Origin of the sequence: Nocardioides sp. S-1144, assembly GCF_005954645.2 — a bacterium.
GTDB classification, from domain to species: Bacteria; Actinomycetota; Actinomycetes; order Propionibacteriales; family Nocardioidaceae; genus Nocardioides; species Nocardioides dongxiaopingii.
Window position 1 is genome coordinate 3,039,194 of record NZ_CP040695.2, and the last position, 17,011, is coordinate 3,056,204.

General features: G+C 75.3%; 15 protein-coding genes. 1 reads left to right on the top strand and 14 read right to left on the bottom strand.

Annotated features, from left to right (window positions below; translation table 11 throughout):
• Positions 1 to 23: 23 nt before the first annotated feature.
• The 14 genes from FE634_RS14185 to FE634_RS14245 all read right to left on the bottom strand — a co-directional run bounded on the left by FE634_RS14185 (position 24) and on the right by FE634_RS14245 (position 16,254).
• On the bottom strand, positions 24 to 1,967 hold the full coding sequence (locus FE634_RS14185) for an ABC transporter ATP-binding protein (RefSeq protein WP_148240704.1): 1,944 nt from the start codon (positions 1,965 to 1,967) through the stop codon (positions 24 to 26).
• On the bottom strand, positions 1,964 to 2,932 hold the full coding sequence (locus FE634_RS14190) for a hypothetical protein (RefSeq protein ID WP_138876242.1): 969 nt from the start codon (positions 2,930 to 2,932) through the stop codon (positions 1,964 to 1,966). The genes FE634_RS14185 and FE634_RS14190 overlap by 4 nt, the downstream gene beginning before the upstream one ends.
• Positions 2,929 to 3,858: an ACP S-malonyltransferase gene (locus tag FE634_RS14195; protein WP_138876243.1), complete on the bottom strand. Its 930-nt coding sequence runs from the start codon at positions 3,856 to 3,858 to the stop codon at positions 2,929 to 2,931. The genes FE634_RS14190 and FE634_RS14195 overlap by 4 nt, the downstream gene beginning before the upstream one ends.
• On the bottom strand, positions 3,855 to 4,622 hold the full coding sequence (locus FE634_RS21100) for an SDR family NAD(P)-dependent oxidoreductase (protein WP_170981651.1): 768 nt from the start codon (positions 4,620 to 4,622) through the stop codon (positions 3,855 to 3,857). Before FE634_RS21100 ends, FE634_RS14195 begins: the two co-directional genes overlap by 4 nt.
• Positions 4,619 to 5,257 carry a GNAT family N-acetyltransferase gene (locus tag FE634_RS21105; protein ID WP_170981652.1) on the bottom strand — a complete coding sequence of 213 codons (639 nt, stop codon included), beginning with the start codon at positions 5,255 to 5,257 and terminating at the stop codon, positions 4,619 to 4,621. Before FE634_RS21105 ends, FE634_RS21100 begins: the two co-directional genes overlap by 4 nt.
• Position 5,258: 1 nt before the next feature.
• Positions 5,259 to 6,659: a beta-ketoacyl-ACP synthase 3 gene (locus FE634_RS14205; RefSeq protein ID WP_138876244.1), complete on the bottom strand. Its 1,401-nt coding sequence runs from the start codon at positions 6,657 to 6,659 to the stop codon at positions 5,259 to 5,261.
• On the bottom strand, positions 6,656 to 7,933 hold the full coding sequence (locus tag FE634_RS21110; protein ID WP_187366708.1) for a hypothetical protein: 1,278 nt from the start codon (positions 7,931 to 7,933) through the stop codon (positions 6,656 to 6,658). Before FE634_RS21110 ends, FE634_RS14205 begins: the two co-directional genes overlap by 4 nt.
• A complete protein-coding gene (locus tag FE634_RS14215; RefSeq protein ID WP_138876245.1) occupies positions 7,930 to 8,847 on the bottom strand; it encodes a JmjC domain-containing protein in 918 nt (305 codons plus the stop codon). Before FE634_RS14215 ends, FE634_RS21110 begins: the two co-directional genes overlap by 4 nt.
• Positions 8,844 to 9,908 (bottom strand): hypothetical protein, encoded by a 1,065-nt coding sequence (locus FE634_RS14220; RefSeq protein ID WP_137294889.1) that lies wholly within the window; start codon positions 9,906 to 9,908, stop codon positions 8,844 to 8,846. Before FE634_RS14220 ends, FE634_RS14215 begins: the two co-directional genes overlap by 4 nt.
• Entirely contained in the window at positions 9,901 to 10,914 is a 1,014-nt protein-coding gene (locus tag FE634_RS14225; RefSeq protein ID WP_148240705.1) for a hypothetical protein, read from the bottom strand. The genes FE634_RS14220 and FE634_RS14225 overlap by 8 nt, the downstream gene beginning before the upstream one ends.
• Positions 10,911 to 12,323, bottom strand: a complete 1,413-nt coding sequence (locus FE634_RS14230) for a radical SAM/SPASM domain-containing protein (RefSeq protein WP_138876247.1) — start codon at positions 12,321 to 12,323, stop codon at positions 10,911 to 10,913. Before FE634_RS14230 ends, FE634_RS14225 begins: the two co-directional genes overlap by 4 nt.
• A gap of 522 nt (positions 12,324 to 12,845) precedes the next feature.
• Positions 12,846 to 14,942, bottom strand: coding sequence for an MMPL family transporter (locus FE634_RS14235; RefSeq protein WP_138876248.1), 2,097 nt, complete (start codon positions 14,940 to 14,942; stop codon positions 12,846 to 12,848).
• Complete coding sequence (locus FE634_RS14240; RefSeq protein ID WP_138876249.1) at positions 14,942 to 15,814, bottom strand: hypothetical protein; 873 nt, start codon at positions 15,812 to 15,814, stop codon at positions 14,942 to 14,944. The genes FE634_RS14235 and FE634_RS14240 overlap by 1 nt, the downstream gene beginning before the upstream one ends.
• A complete protein-coding gene (locus tag FE634_RS14245; protein ID WP_137293446.1) occupies positions 15,811 to 16,254 on the bottom strand; it encodes a hypothetical protein in 444 nt (147 codons plus the stop codon). The genes FE634_RS14240 and FE634_RS14245 overlap by 4 nt, the downstream gene beginning before the upstream one ends.
• Before the next feature lie 91 nt (positions 16,255 to 16,345).
• On the opposite strand from FE634_RS14245, the gene FE634_RS14250 reads away from it, so the two are divergent.
• The gene (locus tag FE634_RS14250; protein ID WP_138876250.1) at positions 16,346 to 17,011 is read left to right on the top strand and encodes a 4'-phosphopantetheinyl transferase superfamily protein; all 666 of its coding nucleotides are present in this window, start codon (positions 16,346 to 16,348) and stop codon (positions 17,009 to 17,011) included.

Sequence of the window (17,011 nt, forward strand, 5' to 3'; positions counted from 1 at the left end):
GTCGTCCCTCGGTCGGTCGTGCGTCAGCCGGCCGCCGACGGGGCGGCGGCGGGCTCGTCGCCGGCCAGACCCTGACGGGTCGCGAACTCCCGGTAGAGCTCGCTGCTCGCGAGGAGCTGGTCGTGGCTCCCGGTCGCGACCACCCGGCCCTGGTCGAGCACGTAGATGACGTCGCTGCCGATCACCGTCGACAGCCGGTGGGCCACCACGACGACCGTCATCGCGCGGAACGGGCGGGAGCCCAGCAGGTTCTGCAGCCGCCACTCCGTCTGGGCGTCGAGCGCGGACGTCGGCTCGTCCAGGAGCAGGATGTCGCACCGCCGGGCCAGGGCCCGGGCCCAGGCCAGGCGCTGACGCTGCCCGCCGGAGAGCTCGGAGCCGGCCTCGCCGACCTCGCGGTCCAACCCCTCCGGGGTCGAGAACTGGCCGAGGCCGACGTCGTCGAGCACCCGGCGCAGGGTCGCGTCGTCGGCGTCCGGAGCCGCCAGCAGCAGGTTGGTCCGGATCGACCCCGCGAGCATCGGCGCGTCCTGCTCGACGATCGCGAGCAGCTCGCGCACCTCCTCGATCGGGCCGTCGAGGATGTTGCGGCCGCCGATGACGACCTCGCCGCGGTCGGCCCGGTACAGCCCGCCGATGAGCGACAGCAGGGTCGACTTGCCACTGCCCGACGGGCCGACGATCGCCACCCGGTCTCCGGTGGGGGCCACGAGGTCGACGCCGCGCAGCACGGGGTGGCCGCCGGGGTAGGCGAAGTCGACGCCGCGCAGCTCGATCGCGGGGTGCCTGGTGAGGTCGATCGCCGGGAGGTCGGGTCGCGGGTCGGCGCCCTCCTCGATGCCGAGGTCGGCCAGCTCGACCGGCTCCGCGGCGACCTCCTCGGTCCGGTCGACGGCGGCCAGCCCGACCTGCACGGCGGTCAGCGCCCGCGCGGCGTCGCTCATCGGCACCACGACGCCGAGGGCGTAGAGGACGAACGCGACCAGCTCGCCGACGGAGATGTCGCCGTTGGACACCCGGATGCCGCCCATCACGAGGACCACGGTGACCGCGGCCTGCATCGCGGTGTTGACGGCGGGCTCCACGACCGCCTGGACCGCGGCCAGCCGCCGGCCCTGACGGTGCGCGCGCCGGGCCCGGCGCGCGACCCGGTCGGAGACGCGGCGTGAGGCGCCGAAGATCCGGATCGTCCGCAGGCCCTTCAGGCTCGTCTCGAACTCGGTGACCATGCCGCCGACCTCGTGCTGCACCTGGCGCGAGACGCGACGCACCGACGCGAGCAGGAACAGCAGCAGCACGCCGACGGCGGCCACCGTGCCGACCAGGACGGCCATCAGCAACGGGTCGAGGAACCAGAGCACGACCATCGAGCCGACGAGCAGGGCCGCGCTGCTGATGATGCTGAAGATGCCGGAGGTGAAGACCGACTGCATCATCGTGGTGTCGCTGCCGAGGCGGGTCATCAGGTCGCCGCTGCGGTAGGTCTGGAGGCGGGCCACCGGCATCCGCAGGACGCGGCTGATGATGACGCGCCGTGTGTCGAGGATGACGTCCTCCGCGAGCCGCTTCAGGGTCCAGAAGTACAGCCCCGCGAGCACGAGGTCGCCGGCGACGACCAGGCAGAGCATCAGCAGCGTGTGCCCGTAGGGCTCCTGCCTCCCGAGCCGGTCGAGCAGGTCGGCCACGAGCAGCGGCTGGATGATGGCGAAGACGGGCAGGCACAGCGACATCGCGATCGCGCCGGCGATCACCAGGCGACGCCGACCGCCGCTCCCGACGGTCCGGCGCAGCAGCCGGCGCACCGGCGCGACGGAGGGCAGGGCGGCCTCGGGCGGATCGCCGTCGACGGGGTCGCCGGTCGCGGCCGGGGGGCTGTCGGTGGTGGCGGGGTCGTCGGTCTCGACCGGCGCCGCGCCCAGCCCGGGCTCGATGCCGTCGGCCTCGGCGCCCGCCTCGCGCGGACTCACCGGGGCTCCGACCTGCGCAGCGAGCGCGACACGACCCGGCCGTCGTCGTCGGGCGTGACCGCGACCGTCGGCAGGTGCCGGCGCAGCACCTTGTTGAACAGGCTGGCGGGCCCCGCGACGACGGCGCGCTCGATCCCCGTGCTCACCAGCCGGGACACCGTCCGCGGCCAGTCGACGGTGCGGACGTACTGCGCCGCGACGTGGCCGACCAGCACCCCGGGCTCCACCGTCGACGTGCCGTCGTGGTCGCTGAGGACCGGGAACCGGGCCGGGCCCAGGTCCCACCCCGAGACCAGGTCGTGGGCGAGGTCGGCGAGCTCGGCGGAGCGGACGCTGTGCACGGCGGGCCGCATCTCGTGCAGCCAGATGCCGCCGCGCGCCTCCACGCCCGCGCGCATCCGCGGGACGTCGTCGACGGTGTAGCCGACGAGGTCGTGGTCGAGGTCGAGGGCGGGCTCGGCGTGGCACCCGCCGGCCCGCATCCACCCGACGAGCCCGGCGACGGCGTCGCCGTCCAGGCGGCAGAAGAAGACCGTCGCCAGGCCGGCGAGCGAGGACTCGCCCAGCTCCTGCTCCCGCGTCGCGAGGGTTTGCACCGCGCGGGCGACGTCGGCGAGGTCGGCCACGCCGGACAGCACGCACGCCGCCCACGCACCGAAGCTGCTCGGCACCAGCACCACGTCGTCCGGGTCGGTGCCCTGCTCGAGGACGACGCGGCCCAGGGCGACGGTGTTGAGGAGGAAGGCCAGCTGGGCCGGGGCGCCGTAGGAGCCCGAGGGCTGGTCGCGGAACGCCGCCCGGACGTCGTAGCCGACGGCCCGGTCGGCGACCTCGGCCGCCTCGGCCACCTCCGCGGACGTCGTCATGTAGGCGCCGACCGCGTGCCAGGTCGACGGCGCCATGCCGGGCAGGACGACGGCCGTCGTCGGGCTGGGCACGGGGCGCGGTCCCGCGAGGACCGTCATCGGGCGAGCGATCCCGCGTGGACCCCCACCTCGGGGCCGAGACCGGTGGAGAGGTCGGTGAAGCTCAGCGACTTCTGCACGAAGTGTCCCGGACCCACCACCTCGAACGAGGTCACGCCGACCCCGGCCATCCACCGCAGGCCACCGGTCCAGTCGACGCGGTGGGTGTACTGGGCCACGAGGGCGTCCCAGACCTGCTCGCCGGTCGTCAGCGGGCGGGCCGTGACGTTGCAGACCAGGGGCACGACCGGGTCGGGCCGCGGGTCGAGGTGCACGAACTCGGCGCCGAACGCGGCCTCCACCTCGGACATCAGCGGGCAGTGCGCCGGGGGCGAGTACGGGACCCGGACCGCGAGGCCACCGGCGGCGAAGGCGAGCTCGACGAGCACGTCGAAGCCGGCCGGGTCGCAGGTGAAGAGCACCTGGTTGTCGGCGGTGAGGGCGCAGGGGACGAGGACTCCCCCGTCCGGGGCCGCACCCGGCGCCGTGACGGCGAAGTCCGACGGGACGCCGTAGGCGAACGCCGTGCCGAGCTCGGTGCCGGGGAAGAACCGGTCCTCGACCTGCGGCATCAGGCACGCCATCCGCACGGTGTCCCGGAAGCTCATCGCGCCCGCGAAGCACGCGGCGGTGAGCTGACCGAGGCTGATGCCGGCGGTGAACGCGGCGTCCTCGGGTCGGCGGCCCTCGTGCTCGGCGAGGCCGATCGCCATCGCCACCGACGCCGGCCGGATCGACGCACCGGCGTTGACCCGGTCGGGGTCGTCGCTGCGCAGGTCCTCCAGCAGCGGGCGGCCCACGACCTCCGCGGCCTCCTCGACGCGGCGGCGCGCGGCCGGCGTGGTCGCCAGGAGCTCGTCGTAGTCGCCCGGGCGCACGTGCACCTGCGGGTTGAACAGGATCGCCCGGCCTCCCGCGCCGCTCACGACGTCAGCCCCCCGTCGACCACGAGGGTCTGCCCGGTGACGAAGGCCGAGCGCTCGGAGACGAGGAAGAGCACGGCCTCGGCGACCTCCTCCGGGGTCGCGGTCCGGCCCAGGGGGGTGCGCGCCACCAGCGCGTCCAACGTGGCCCGGGGCACCTCGCCGACCATCGCCGTCCCCCCGGTGTAGCCGGGCGCGACCGCGTTGACCCGCACGCCGCGGGGGCCGAACTCGACCGCGAGCGCCCTGGTCATCCCCTCGATGCCGGCCTTGCTCGCGCCGTAGGACGCCAGGCCGAGCACGCCGACCCGCCCGGCGATCGACGTCACCGACACGATGGCGCCGCGGCCGCCGAGGAGCAGGTGGGTGGAGCTCGCGCGGACCACGTTCAGGGTGCCGAGGAGGTTGACGTCGACCGACTCGCGCAGCAGCGCCGGGTCGGTCAGGTGCAGCATCGGGGCGGCCCGGCCGGCGGCGGCGTTGTTGACGACGACGTCGACGGTGCCGCGCCGTCCGGCCACGTCGTTGACCCAGGCGTCGACCGCGGCGACGTCGGTCACGTCGACCCGGGCCCGGTCGTGGGAGAGCCCCTCGGCGTCGAGCTTGTCGGCCAGGGCGGCCGCGTCCGCGTCCGAGGTGCGGTAGGTGAAGCTGACGTGCGCCCCGGCCCGGGCCAGGCGGGTGACGACGGCCGCGCCGATCCCGCGGGCTCCCCCGGTGACCAGGGCCGTGCGTCCGTCGAGCTCGCCGCCGGCGTCGCCGCTCACAGGCCCACGCTCTCGGACTGGCGGGCGCGGGCCATCACGAGGAGCTCGCGCGCCTCCTGCTTGTCGGCGGGGCTGATCCGGTCCCGGACCGCGCCGTGGGTGTCGAAGCGGTAGAACTCCTCGCGGAGCACGGAGGTGACGATGCCGTCGTGGTACTCGCCGTCGAGGAAGAAGTAGTCCCGCAGGATGCCCTCCACGGGCAGACCCAGGCTCAGCACCATCCGCAGCGTGCGGAGGTTGAAGGCGCCGACGAGGAACTGGACCCGGTGGGCGTTGCAGGCGTGGAAGAGGTGCTCGAGGGCCAGTCCGGTCCCCTCGGCGCCCAGGCCGAGGTCCCACTGCTCGGGCTGCTCGACGAGCCCGCCGATCTCGTAGCTCCCGGCGTACTTGCGCGACACCCAGCGGACGAAGCCGATCGTCTCGCCGTCCTTGGTGACGACGCAGGCGATGGCCGAGCGACCGTGGCGGCACTCCTGGCGCAGGTCGTCGGCCTCGGGCGCGACCTCCCCGCCGGTGGCCAGGGCCGCCGCCGGTCCTCCGGCGAGCATCCGCGCGACCACCTCGAAGTCGTCGCGCGTCGGCCAGACCAGGTCGACCAGGTCGCCCTCCATGAAGGGCTCGCGACGCCCGCGCACCTCAGACCTCGGCGTTCGTCTGCGCCCGCGAGCCCAGGAAGTCCACGATCGAGGACGTCGTCAGGAAGCTCTCGGTCTTGAGGTCCCCGATGTCGAAGCTGTACCGCTCCCGCAGCGCGGCGATGAGCTTCAGCACGTCCATCGAGTCGCGGCCGAAGGCCGAGCGTGGCCCGAACAGCGGGTCGCTCCCGCCGATCGTGGCTGGGTCGACGTCGAGCTGGTAGAGCTCGACGAACATCTCGGCTGCCTCGTGCTCGGTCATCGACATGGTCGTGCCTCTCGTCGTGGTGGTGGTGGTGCGGTGCGTGAGGGGGGCGGACCCACGGGGGGCCACGTGGCGGAGCACGAGGGAGCCCCAGATGAAGCCCGCGCCGATGGCGCTGATCGACACGCGGTCGCCGGCGCCCAGCGCGCCGTCCGCGACCGACTCGTGCAGGGCCAGGAAGATCGTCGCGGCGCCGGTGTTGCCGAGCCGGTCGACGTTGACCGCGGCCAGCTCACGGGGCCGCCCGAGGGCGTCCATGGCGGCGTGGACGATGTTGAGGTTGGCCTGGTGGAAGACGAACCGGTCGACGTCCTCGACCGCCACCGCGCCGGCGGCGCACGCCTCGCGCACGCTCGCCGGCAGGTGCCGGGTGGCCATGTCCCACACGGTGCGTCCGTCCATGTGCAGGTAGTGCTCGCGACGCTCGACAGCCCCGGCGTCCACCGGTCGCGACGCCCCGCCGGCGCGGATGCCGACGTCGTGGCTCAGCTCGGAGCCCACGTGCCAGGACTCCAGGCCCGCACCGTCGGGGACGGTGCCGAGCACGACCGCGCCGGCGGCGTCACCGAAGAAGACGCGGGTCGACCGGTCCTGCGGGTCGGTGACCCGCGAGAGCACCTCGGAGCCGATCACGAGGACCGGCCGGTCGGGGTCCGCGGCGACGAGGTGGGCCGCGGTCCAGATGCCGAGCACGCCGCCCGCGCAGGCGGCCTGGTTCAGGTCCAGGGGGCAGGCCCCGGTCGCCCCGAGCCGCGAGGCCACCGTCACCGCGTTGGACGGCAGCGGCTGGTCGCCGGTGAACGTCGCCACGACGACCGCGCCCAGGTCGGCGGCCGCGACCCCGGCGGCGACCAGGGCGTCCGCCGCGGCCGCGACCATCATGTCGGTGGCGGTGAGGGCCGGCTCGAGCCAGCGGCGCTCACGGATGCCGGTGCGCTGCCGGATCCAGGCGTCGGTCGTGTCGAGGCCGCCCACCAGCTCGTCGTTGGTCACCCGGCGGGCCGGCACGAACATGCCGGTGCCGATGATCCCGACGGGCCGGGCGAAGGCGTCGAAGGTCCCGCTGCGGCTCTGGGCCACCACCGCGGGCGGGAGGTCCGGGGCCGGGCGTCGCGTCGTGTCGGTGCCCACGCTCATCGCGCGACCCCGCCAGCGTCGTCGGTGTCCCCGGCGACGGGCTCGAGCGCGCCGGTCCGCCACAGCGCGTCGACCACCCCGTCGACCAGCTCGGCGGCGATACCGGTCGCGGCGACGACGTCGGCGCGGGTGTGGGCGAGCCCGCTGTCCAGGACGCCGGCGACGGCCGCGAGCTCGCGCTCCTGCCCGGGCAGCCGCAGGGCCGAACCGCGGGCGTGGAGCACGCCGCCGGACCCGCGCTCGATAGGGTAGGTCGGACGCCGGCGCACGGGACCGGGTGGGGCCTGGTCGGTCCGGGGCCGCGGGCTCCCGCGGAACCCGGCGTTGCTCCGGCTCCGCGCGGCCAGGTCGTCGACGGCCTCGGCGAACCGGGCGCCGAGGTCGGCCCCGGCCAGGAGGCGCCGGACGTCGTCGGCCTCACCGCCGGCGGACAGGAAGGCGGCGGCGGCCGAGCGCTGCGAGACCGGCGCGAGCCGCCCCGCGACCTCGGCCAGCACCTCGGCCGGGGTGCGGCGGATCATCTCCACCGCCACGCTCACGCTGTGCTCGTCGTTGTCGGCGACGTGGAAGTCGCTGACGTTGAGGACGAAGAGCTCGTGGGGCCCGAAGGAGGCCGACCGGGCCGACCCCAGCGGGAACGGGGGCACCCGGACGGCGCCCAGCCCACCGGTTGCCGCGGCGAACTCGTCGGGTGTCCAGGTGTGGAACACCTTGGGCGCGGGCCCCAGGTTGAGGTGGATGACCCGCTCGGGGTGACCGACGTCGCGGTGCGCACCGCCGTCGGTGAAGCCGTAGTTGCCGAGGAACAGCGTCAGCCTCAGGTCGACCCACCCGTGCTCGCAGTGGTCCCAGACCGGCGCCATCACCTCGGCGAAGACCCGGGTCAGCTGCTCGCTCCACCGCTGGACGCCGTTCAGGCCGACACCGACGCGCGCGGTCCCGAACAACCGCCGGGTCCACTCACGGGTCGTCTCCCCCTCGCGGGGCGGGGCGCCGACCACCCTCTCGGTCGTGGCCGTGCTCTGGGTGCCGTCGACGGTGACCTTGAGCATCCGTCGCGCCGCCGGGTCGTCGAGGGCCCGACGCAGCAGGTCGACCACGGTGGTGTCGTCGAGGTGCTCGCGCAGCTGCGGCGCCGGCACCACGGCCTGTCGCTCGAACATCGAGGAGGCGGCGGCGCAGGCGTGCCAGAGCGACCCGAGGTCACCCCCGCCGGCCGGTCCCGCGGCCACGCCGGGGTCGTGCAGGGGCCGGGTCGTGGTCGTGGCGCTCACGACCCGGTTCCCCACGCGCTGATGCCCGGGGCGGCCGCGGAGCCGGCGCGGCGCCGCACCGGGTCGACCGGCCCGCAGACCCCTCCCAGGTCGACCCCGGCGAGCCGGCGTCCGAGCTCGGTGACGGCGTCCTGGTCGCTCGGCATCCGCCAGGCCGGTGGCAGCGCCTCGCGCAGCGACGGCGAGGAGCGCTCCGAGCGGTCGAGGGCGGCGTGCAGGACGTCGCCCCACGTGGTCGCCTGGACCGCGATCGAGAGGTGCAGGGCGTGCTTGGACTGCGTGTGCCCCTCGTGGATCCAGCCGCGCGGGATGTAGAGGCAGTCACCCTCCCCCAGCTCGAAGGTCACCGGGTCCTCGAAGGTGACGGACGCTCGGTTCCACGGACGACGGATCGCCGGCTCGACCGGTCGGCCAAGCCGCCACGACTTGCCGCCGTGCAGCTGGCGGAGGAACACGCTGCCGACGTCCCAGTGCGCGCCCGCGCCGACGGCGTCGGGCGGACTGAGGAAGGCCGCGCAGTAGCAGTGGTGGCCGAGCTCGGACTCCAGGGCCCGCGTGAAGGCGTCGACCGCGGGGAGCAGGGTGCGCACCTCCTCCAGGACCAGGGTGTGGCCGGCCGCGACCAGGCGGCGGGTCTCGTCCGGGTCGAGCAGCGCCGCGTTGTCGCCGGGGGCGCGCTCGCGACGGCGGGCCGCCGTGGCGGCCGGCTGCTCCACGCCGCCGTCGAAGAGGCGGAAGAAGCTGCGGTCGTGCACCTCCTCGAACACGAGCCGGTTGACGTCGTCGAGCGAGCAGACGTCGTCGAACGGCGGCAGCCCGCGCACGACGAACGGCTCCTCCTCCCAGCACCGGTCGAGCTCGGACCGGCCGCCCAGCAGCAGGCCGAGCGCCGTGGTCTCCTCGGACAACGTCATCGTGCTACCTCCTCCACGTCGGACCGGCGTCCCAGGCGCGCGGCGGCGCACTCCAGCCGGACCAGTTCAGGGATGTCCGGGGCCAGGACGGCCCCCAGGTCGCCGCGGACGGCGACGTAGAGCGACTCGGAGCGCAGCTCGTGCAGGCGCCGCGCCGCCTCCTCGCAGCGCCGGGTGTCGACGCTCGTGCGGGTGATGCCCCCGAGGGCGTCGGCCAGGAGGACCTCGTCGCCGGTGATCTCGGCGACCCCGGCCACCGACTCCCACGTCGTCGCGGCGGTGAGCGACTCCCCGCCCTGCTCCAGGAGCCGGGCCAGGTAGCCCAGGAGCTTGCCGCGCTCGCCGTCGTCGAGGTCGGCGATGACGGCGTGGGCGCCGAAGTAGGTCGCCAGCACGGTCTCGATGCCGGCCTCGACCTCCCCGTGCTCGAAGAGCCGTCGCGCCGTGTGCAGCCGCAGCACGACGTGCTCGAAGCTCGGCTCCTCGAGCCCCCAGCAACCCTGGAGCTGCTCCATCGGGGCCGCGGCCAGGACGCCGGCCTCGACGACCTGGAACAGTCCCGACAACGCCGGGTCGTCGCGCCACGCGCGCACCTGGGTCCGCAACCGGTCGAGGTTCCCGGTCAGCAGCAGGGCCCGGGTGGTGTCGACGACGTAGGCACGCTGGATCGCCGCGGCCGGCTCCGGCAGCGCGCGCAGCGACATCTCGTAGACCCGGCGGTAGGTCTCGAGGGCGCCCTCCAGGTCACGGCGCCGCAGCTGGAGCCGACCGAGGTTGAGCCGCGGCTGCAGCGCGTAGCCGTGGGCGGGCGTGCGGGCGCAGCGCCCGCCGTGGCCCTCGAGGATCCCGATCAGCTGGTGGCACATGGTCTCGGCCCGGTCGGCGTCGCCGACCATGGTCATCACGAGCGCGCCGCGGTTGAACGCCGTGGCGACGTCGTCCATCGCGTCGGGCAGGGACCGGCCCCGCTGCTCGATCGAGCGGGCGCAGCGCCGGGCGAGCTCGCGCAGGTCCTGGCGGACCAGCCGGGTGCCCTCGCTGAACAGCGTCCCGTCACGCACGGCCGGCCACCGCCCTGCGGCTGCCCGGGCCCTGCGCGGGATCGCGTCGCAGCGCCACCGAGCTGGTCTTGGTCATCCGCCCGTCCCAGGCGGCGGTGCTGGTGCCGACGGTGACGTCGCGCAGCTCCGCGCGCGCCGGGAGGTCGACCGCGACCACGCCGTCCGCGGAGAGGGCGCACAGCCGGGCGTCGTACCCGAAGGCGCGCACCGTGGCCGCCGCGACGTCGTCCGGCAGCGCCATCTCGCGCCGCGCCGCGACGTTGAGCAGCGTGTCGTCGCCGTCCTCGCGGCCCAGCAGCAGCCACTCGCCGCCCCCGCTGACGCCCAGCGCGCTCACCCCCGCGGCCACGGGGACGCGGTACATCTCGACCAGCCGGCCGGCGCGCAGCCCCTCGGCCACCAGGACGTGCTCCTCGGCGCGCCACACGACCTCGAGCACCTCGTCGAAGGCGACGGCGCGGACGGTCGGGGGCGCGGGCAGCGCGCCGGCGACCCAGGGCGCGGGTTCGGCGGCGTCGGGGGCGATCACGGTCACCGCCTCGCCGAGCACGATGAAGCAGCGCAGGCGCCGGTTGACGAAGACGCCACGGGCCCCCGGCACGCTCACCTCCGTGGTCGTGGGGTGCTCGCCGTCCCACCCGAGCACGTGCACGCCGCCGACGCGGTCCAGCCCGCACCAGACCTCGCGCACGACGCCGCCGGCGCGCACGCCGACGGCCGCCACCGCCCGCAGGTCGTCCGGGACGGTCCGGCTCACCCCGGCCTGGAGGACGTCGCCGTCGAGCGTCAGGGACTCGGCGGTCGTGCCGCTCCAGGCCACGAAGCCACCTCCGGCGCTGCCGGCGGCGAGGCCGTCGGGCGCCCGGTGCCCGGCGGCACGGACCCGCTCCTGGCCCCGGGCGTGCTCGGCGACCCACCACCCGTCGCGGTCGGCCCACAGCGTCACGCAGCCGTCGACGTCGGTCGCCACGCGGGGGGCGCCGGAGGACGGCCCCTGGTCGGTCATGCCGCACCGCCCACGACCGCGACGCCCTGGCGCTGGAGGTCGGCGAAGGTCTGCAGGTTGGCCCCGATCCACGTCTTGACCGACGGGCAGGGACGCACGCCGTCCTGGACCCGGATCAGCGGGCAGTGCGCGCCCTGGCACGACGGCCGGAACGCGCAGGACCGGCAGCCGGAGTCCTGGGTCTCGTCGTTGGCCGTCCAGAGCGCCATCCGGTCGTCGTCGAGGTGGAGGGTGCCGTCGGGCGCGAGCCGGCCGACCATGTTCTCCACCATGCGCAGCGCGACGGTGCACTTGTTGAGCAGCCCGTTGGGGCGCACGACCAGGGACCACGGGTTCGCGGCGTAGCAGACCGTCCCGCCGGGGCGGAGCATCTTGGTGTCCCCCACGCCCATGCCCGCGTCGGAGGCGTGCCGGTTCAGGTCGAGCTTGAGCAGCTCGGCGTCCTTGCCGGTGCAGGCCGAGATGGCGTCGTCGTCCGGGCCGCCCCACCGGCCGACCGGGCGGAAGATCACGGTGAACCGGTCGTCGCGCGCGGCGATCTCGCCGATCTCCTCCACGAGGCTCGGCACGCTCCCGACGTTCTCGGGGGTGAAGTTCGTGCGCAGCATCAGGTCGAGGTCGAGGTCGGGGTCGGCCGCGAGGCCGCGCAGGTTGGTCATGATGGTGTCGAAGGAGCCCTGCCCGCCCATCAGCGAGCGGGTGTCGTCGTGGGTGTGGCGGGGGCCGTCCAGCGTCACCTGGAACGAGCGCACCTCGAGGTCGGTGACCCGGCGGGCGGTCTCGGGCGTGAGCAGGTAGCCGTTGGTCGTCATGCCGGCCGCGTAGGTGATGTCGTTGGCGGCGCAGTAGTCGAGGAAGAACTCGCTGAGGTTCTCCACGACGTCGAGCGCGACCAGCGGCTCGCCGCCGAACCAGGAGACCGACAGGGAGGTCAGTCCCGACTCTTCGTGCCGGCGGCGGACGAGCTCGGTCACCCCGCGCTGGACGCCGGTGAGCATCCGGTCGAGGCCGAAGTCCTCGTAGCAGTAGGTGCAGCGGAAGTTGCACGACTCGGTCGGCATCAGGATCAGCTCGAGCCGGTCGGTGCGGGCGACGCGCTGGTCGCGAAGGTCGGCGGCGTCCTGCAGCTCGTCGTCGGAGTCGGGCACGACGAACCCGCGGGCGAGCAGGCCGTCGAGCATCGGCCGGAGCTCGTCGGGCAGGTCGAGCCGGCGGTGGACGGCGGTCCGGTTGCCCAGGAGCTCGCGCGCGGCCTCCGCGTGGGACTCGGGCACGTAGGTGATGGCACCGCGCATCGAGTTGTAGACGACGAGCCCTCCGTCGTCGTGCGGCACCGCGTAGGTGAAGCGCGAGGGCCGCACCTCCTGGGCGGCCGCAGCCGGCGCCTCCGGCAGGATCTGCGTGACCATCTGATCTCCCTCTGCACCTGTTCCGCGGAGCTCGGTCGGCGTGGTGCCGGTGGCACCACGCCGACCGAGCAGGGACGGCGTCCCGGGAGCAGGTCGTGCCCCCGAGACACCGCAGGCGGCGGCGCCGAGCGCCGTCCGTCGTCGGGTCTCAGCAACCGAAGTCGATTGCCGAGACCTCCTCGGTGGTCTCTTCCTCGACCATCACGTCGTTGAACATGTGCCGCACCCCCTCCCCTTCCGTCAGACATCGTGTGGACGTTCCGGACGCTAATCGCGGCCCCGGGCCGGGTCGCGGGGAGAAGCAGCCGGACCCCAGGTGAGGCAGCCCTGCACCGCGTCTCTCCCGATCGGTGCAACGCCCGCGGGGTTCGCCGCGCCCCCGCGGGGTAGGTCGCGCGGTCGTGCGGCGCTCAAGCGGCGCTCGTACGGCGGGCGTCGGCCGGGCGCGGCGGCGCCCCGCGGGCCGGGGCCCGCGGGGCGTGCTCGTGGTCGGTCCCGGCCGACGGAGGGGTCGGGCCGAGCTCAGCGACCGCGCCGGGGCCCGACCCGGGCCGGCCACCACAGCCGGTCGCCCAGGAGCACCGCGACGGCCGGCATCAGCACCGAGGCGACCGGACCCGCGGCCAGGACGATGCCGATGGCCACGGTCGCGCCCAGCTGCACCGTCGCGGGCACCCCGGAGAGCACCAGGGCGGCGAAGGTGCCGGCGAGGATGAGGCCGGCGGCCACCACCGACGGGACCGCCTGGACCATCGCGGCGCGGACGGCCTCGACGCGGTCGCCCCCGCGGGCCCGCTCCTCGCGGATCCGCAGCACCACCAGGATCGTGTAGTCGGTGCCGATCGCGAGCACGAACACGTACAGCACGATCGGGACGTTGAAGGCCAGGCCGGGTTCACCCAGGAGCTGCTGGAAGAGCACGACGCCGGCGCCGAGCGCGGCGACGACGCCGAGCACGATGGCCAGCACCAGGGTCACCCCGGCCACGAGCCCCCGCAGCGCGAGCACCAGCCCCAGCATGATCGCCGCAGCGGCCACACCGCCGATGACCAGCAGGTCCCGGTTGTTGGCCGTGCGCAGGTCCACCGAGGTGGCGGTGTCGCCGGTCAGGACGACGTCCACGCCGAGGTCGGCCGCGACCGACTCGGCGGCCGGTCGGAGCCGGTCCTCGAAGGCGTCGAGCGAGGCGTTGCGCAACGGGTCGTCGTCGAAGGCGAAGACGACCTGGCCGGCGTCGCCGCTCTCGGCGACCGGCCCCGGGACCGCCTCCCCCGGCAGGTCGCGACCGGCGAGCCCGGTGGCGAACTCCTCGACCAAGGCCTCGTCGACCCCGGAGTCGGAGGTGATCACGACGCGGGTCGGGTTGAGGGTGCCGGCCGGCAGGGAGTCGCCGAGGGTGTCGAGGGCGCGGCTCGACTCGGTCGACGGGTCCAGTGCCGACGTCGTGCTGAAGTCGGGCTGGAAGGCGACCGCGGCGGCACCGCCGCCCAGCATCAGCACGACCACCACCGTCGCGACCCCGCCGGCGTGCGCGACCACCCCGGAGGCCAGGGCACCCACCAGCCGCCGCCTCGGCTGCCGGCGCCACGGCCGCGAGGGCCAGAAGACGCCGCGGCCGAGGAGGGACAGCACGGCCGGGACGAGGGTGGTGGCGGCGAGGAACATCAGCAGGACCGAGACGATCAGGCCGGGGCCGAGGGTCCGGTAGAACCCGAGCGTCGCCAGCCCGAGCGCGGCGAAGGCGATGGTGACGGTGAGCGCCGCGGACCCAAGGACCGGAGCGGTCCGCACGGTGGCGCGCTCGAGGGCCGCGCGCGGCTCGATCCCCTCCCGCAGGCCCTCGCGGAAGCGGAAGAGGATGAAGAGCACGTAGTCGGTGCCGACGCCGAAGAGGACGACGGTCAGGATCAGCGGCAGGTTCTCGTCCACCGGCCAGCCCCACTCCGAGGCCAGGGCGGCGGTGACCCGCGCGGCGAGCTCGTAGACGACCGGGACGACCAGCACCGGCACCAGCGCCGCGAGGATCCCGCGGAAGGCCAGCAGCATCAGCACCAGGATCACCACGACCGTGGCGACGGAGATGACCAGCTCGGACTCGGCCGCGGCCTCGCGCCCGTCGTGGTTGAGGGCGGCGTTGCCGGTGAGCTCGGCGACCACGCCCTCGGGCGTCGCGTCGGCCACCACCTCCCGCACCCGGTCGACGGTCCGGTCCGACTCGTCCGCGCCGACGTCGGCCAGCGACAGGTCGACGAAGCGCACCGTGCCGTCCTCGGAGACCGCCGCCTCGTCGCTGCCCACGGCCACGAGGTGCTCGATGCCGGCGTCCTCGAGCGCGTCCACCAGACCCTGGACCACCCCGGGCGAGTCGGCGACCGGGGCGCCCGACTCCAGGCTGACGACCAGCACGGCCGTGCTGACGTCGTCGTCGGGGAAGGCGGCGCCCTCGACCTCGGCGGCCGCCACGGAGTCGGCGGAGTCGGGGAGGAAGGCCGCCTGCTCGGACTCGGTCACCGAGCCGAGGCCGGGCAGCAGGACGACGGCGGCGACGAGCGCGGCCAGCCAGGCGAGGATCGTCGCGAGCCGGTGCCGCTGGGAGAAGCGGACGGTGCCTCCGAGCATCAGGGTCCGTCGGGACCGGCGGCGGTGACGTCCGGGGTCGCGGTGGGCTCCGCGCCGCGCGAGAGGCGGACCTGGCCGGTGCCGGAGGCGACGCTGACCCGGCGCGCCGGGGCACCGCCGCCGGGATCCTCGCGGGGGCCCCCGGCCGGGGGCTCGACGACCGGCGGCAGGCCCGACAGGTCGACGGTGCCGGCGGTGCTGAGCGAGAGGTCGACCGCACCGCCCGGCCGCAGGGTGAGCGCGACGGCGCCCCGCGACGAGACGACGTCGGCGTCGCCGCCGAGGTCGGCGACCTCCAGGGAGGCGGCGCGCAGGTCGGCGGTGAGGGGCCCGTGCACGCGGTCGACGCGGGCGCTGCCCTGGCGCAGCCGCAGGTCGAGGGAGGACGCCGAGGCCACGTGGACCTCGCCCCGGCGGGCCTTGACCCGGACGTCGCCGGCGGCGCCGATGGCGTCGAGGGTGACGACGTCCCCGCGGACGACGAGGTCGGACCCGGCCGGCACGCGCACGGTGATCGCGACGGTGCCGAACCGGACCGCGCCGCGCTGCGGGCTCCGCACGACGAGCCGGCGGTCGAAGGAGGAGCAGGTGATCTCGGTCGAGGACAGCAGGTGCGAGCGCAGGCCCTCCTCGGAGTCGGCGTCGGCCCCGAGCGCGGTGCCGCGCACGGCCTGCAGGAAGCGCTCGTAGTGCCCGTTCCCGTCGAGCGTGGTGTCGAGGGCGACGTGCACCTCCGCCTGGCGCGACCCCTCGACCAGCTCCACGACCACCGGGTCGGCGCCGACGTGGACCAGGACCTGCGGCGGCTCGGCGACGGCGAAGGACTCGTGGCGCACGACCCCCGCGGACGCCGGCACCGCCTCGGTGGTCACAGCTCGACGCGTCCTCGGACGGTGTCCGCCGGCTGCGGTGCCCGACCGCGGCCGGACAGCAGCAGGTCGGGCCGGGACAGCTGGCGAACCAGCTCGGCGCGGTCCTGGGAGGCGAGGTCGCGGGCCTGGGTGACCACCCGGCGCACGAGCGCCTCGATCTCGCTGGTGCCGCGGCTCGGCGCCGGCTCGGTGGCGTCCTCGGAGTCGGGGGCGCCCTGGGAGTCGGCGGCCGGGTCGGAGCCGGCGCGGACGCGCCCGACCGACTCGGCGACCTGCGCGACGACCTGCATCACCAGCTCGGTCCCGGTGGCGACCAGCGCGTCGGTCGAGCGTCGCGACGAGCCGGCGGACGAGGGCCCCGGGGCGCCGCTCGACGTGGTGGCGGACGAGGACGTGTGAAGCTCCTCGATCAGGTCCTTGACGATCGCTTCGAACTTCATGTGCCACAGTGTGGGCCGGGCGTGACCCGCGCCACCAGGATCGTGCGACCCTTCCGCCGATCGACGCAACAGTCGCCGTCGAGGACTCCTTGTGCAGCAGCCCTCCTCCCCGCTCGCCCGCCTCGGGACCCGGGTCGGCCGCGCCGGCATCGTCCTGCGGGCGGCGCCGGTCGACGTCGTGACCGACGCCCTCGGCGACCTGCCGGACGTCGAGGCCGGCCTGGTCCGGGAGGCCGGGCCGGCGCGGCGCGCCCAGTTCGCGGTCGGTCGCCGGCTGGCGCGCGCGGCCCTCGCGGCCAGCGGCAGCGACGTCGTCGCGCTCGGCGCCGACCACCTCGGAGCGCCCCGGTGGCCGGCCGGGCGGGTCGGGAGCATCAGCCACCTGCCCGACCTCGCCGTCGCGGTGGTCGCCCGCGCGGCCGACCACCGCGGCGTGGGTGTCGACGTCGCCCCGGCCGCCCCGCTCCCACCGGAGGAGGCCGCCGTCCTGCTCGGGGACGACGAGCAGCGGGCGGTCGTCGCGGTCACGGGCGGCGTCGGGCCCACGGTGGCGTTCGCGGTGAAGGAGGCGACGTACAAGGCGGTGCACCCCACCCTGCGGACGCCGGTCGGCTACCGCGACGTGACGGTGTCGCTCGGTGCCGACCACGGGTTCACCGCGACCGTGCGCGTCCCCGGCGCTGTGCCGCCCACCCGGGTGACCGGCTGGTGGGAGGTGGCGGGAGCGCACGTCGCCGCCGTCGCCGTCCTCGGGTGA

Bases quoted from the DNA above. Each gene is read 5' to 3' on its own strand.
- FE634_RS14190 (WP_138876242.1), bottom strand. From the start codon at position 2,932: ATGACGGTCCTCGCGGGACCGCGCCCCGTGCCCAGCCCGACGACGGCC.
- FE634_RS14205 (WP_138876244.1), bottom strand. From the start codon at position 6,659: ATGAGCGTGGGCACCGACACGACGCGACGCCCGGCCCCGGACCTCCCG.
- FE634_RS14215 (WP_138876245.1), bottom strand. From the start codon at position 8,847: ATGACGTTGTCCGAGGAGACCACGGCGCTCGGCCTGCTGCTGGGCGGC.
- FE634_RS14225 (WP_148240705.1), bottom strand. From the start codon at position 10,914: ATGACCGACCAGGGGCCGTCCTCCGGCGCCCCCCGCGTGGCGACCGAC.
- FE634_RS14230 (WP_138876247.1), bottom strand. From the start codon at position 12,323: ATGGTCACGCAGATCCTGCCGGAGGCGCCGGCTGCGGCCGCCCAGGAG.
- FE634_RS14235 (WP_138876248.1), bottom strand. From the start codon at position 14,942: ATGCTCGGAGGCACCGTCCGCTTCTCCCAGCGGCACCGGCTCGCGACG.
- FE634_RS14245 (WP_137293446.1), bottom strand. From the start codon at position 16,254: ATGAAGTTCGAAGCGATCGTCAAGGACCTGATCGAGGAGCTTCACACG.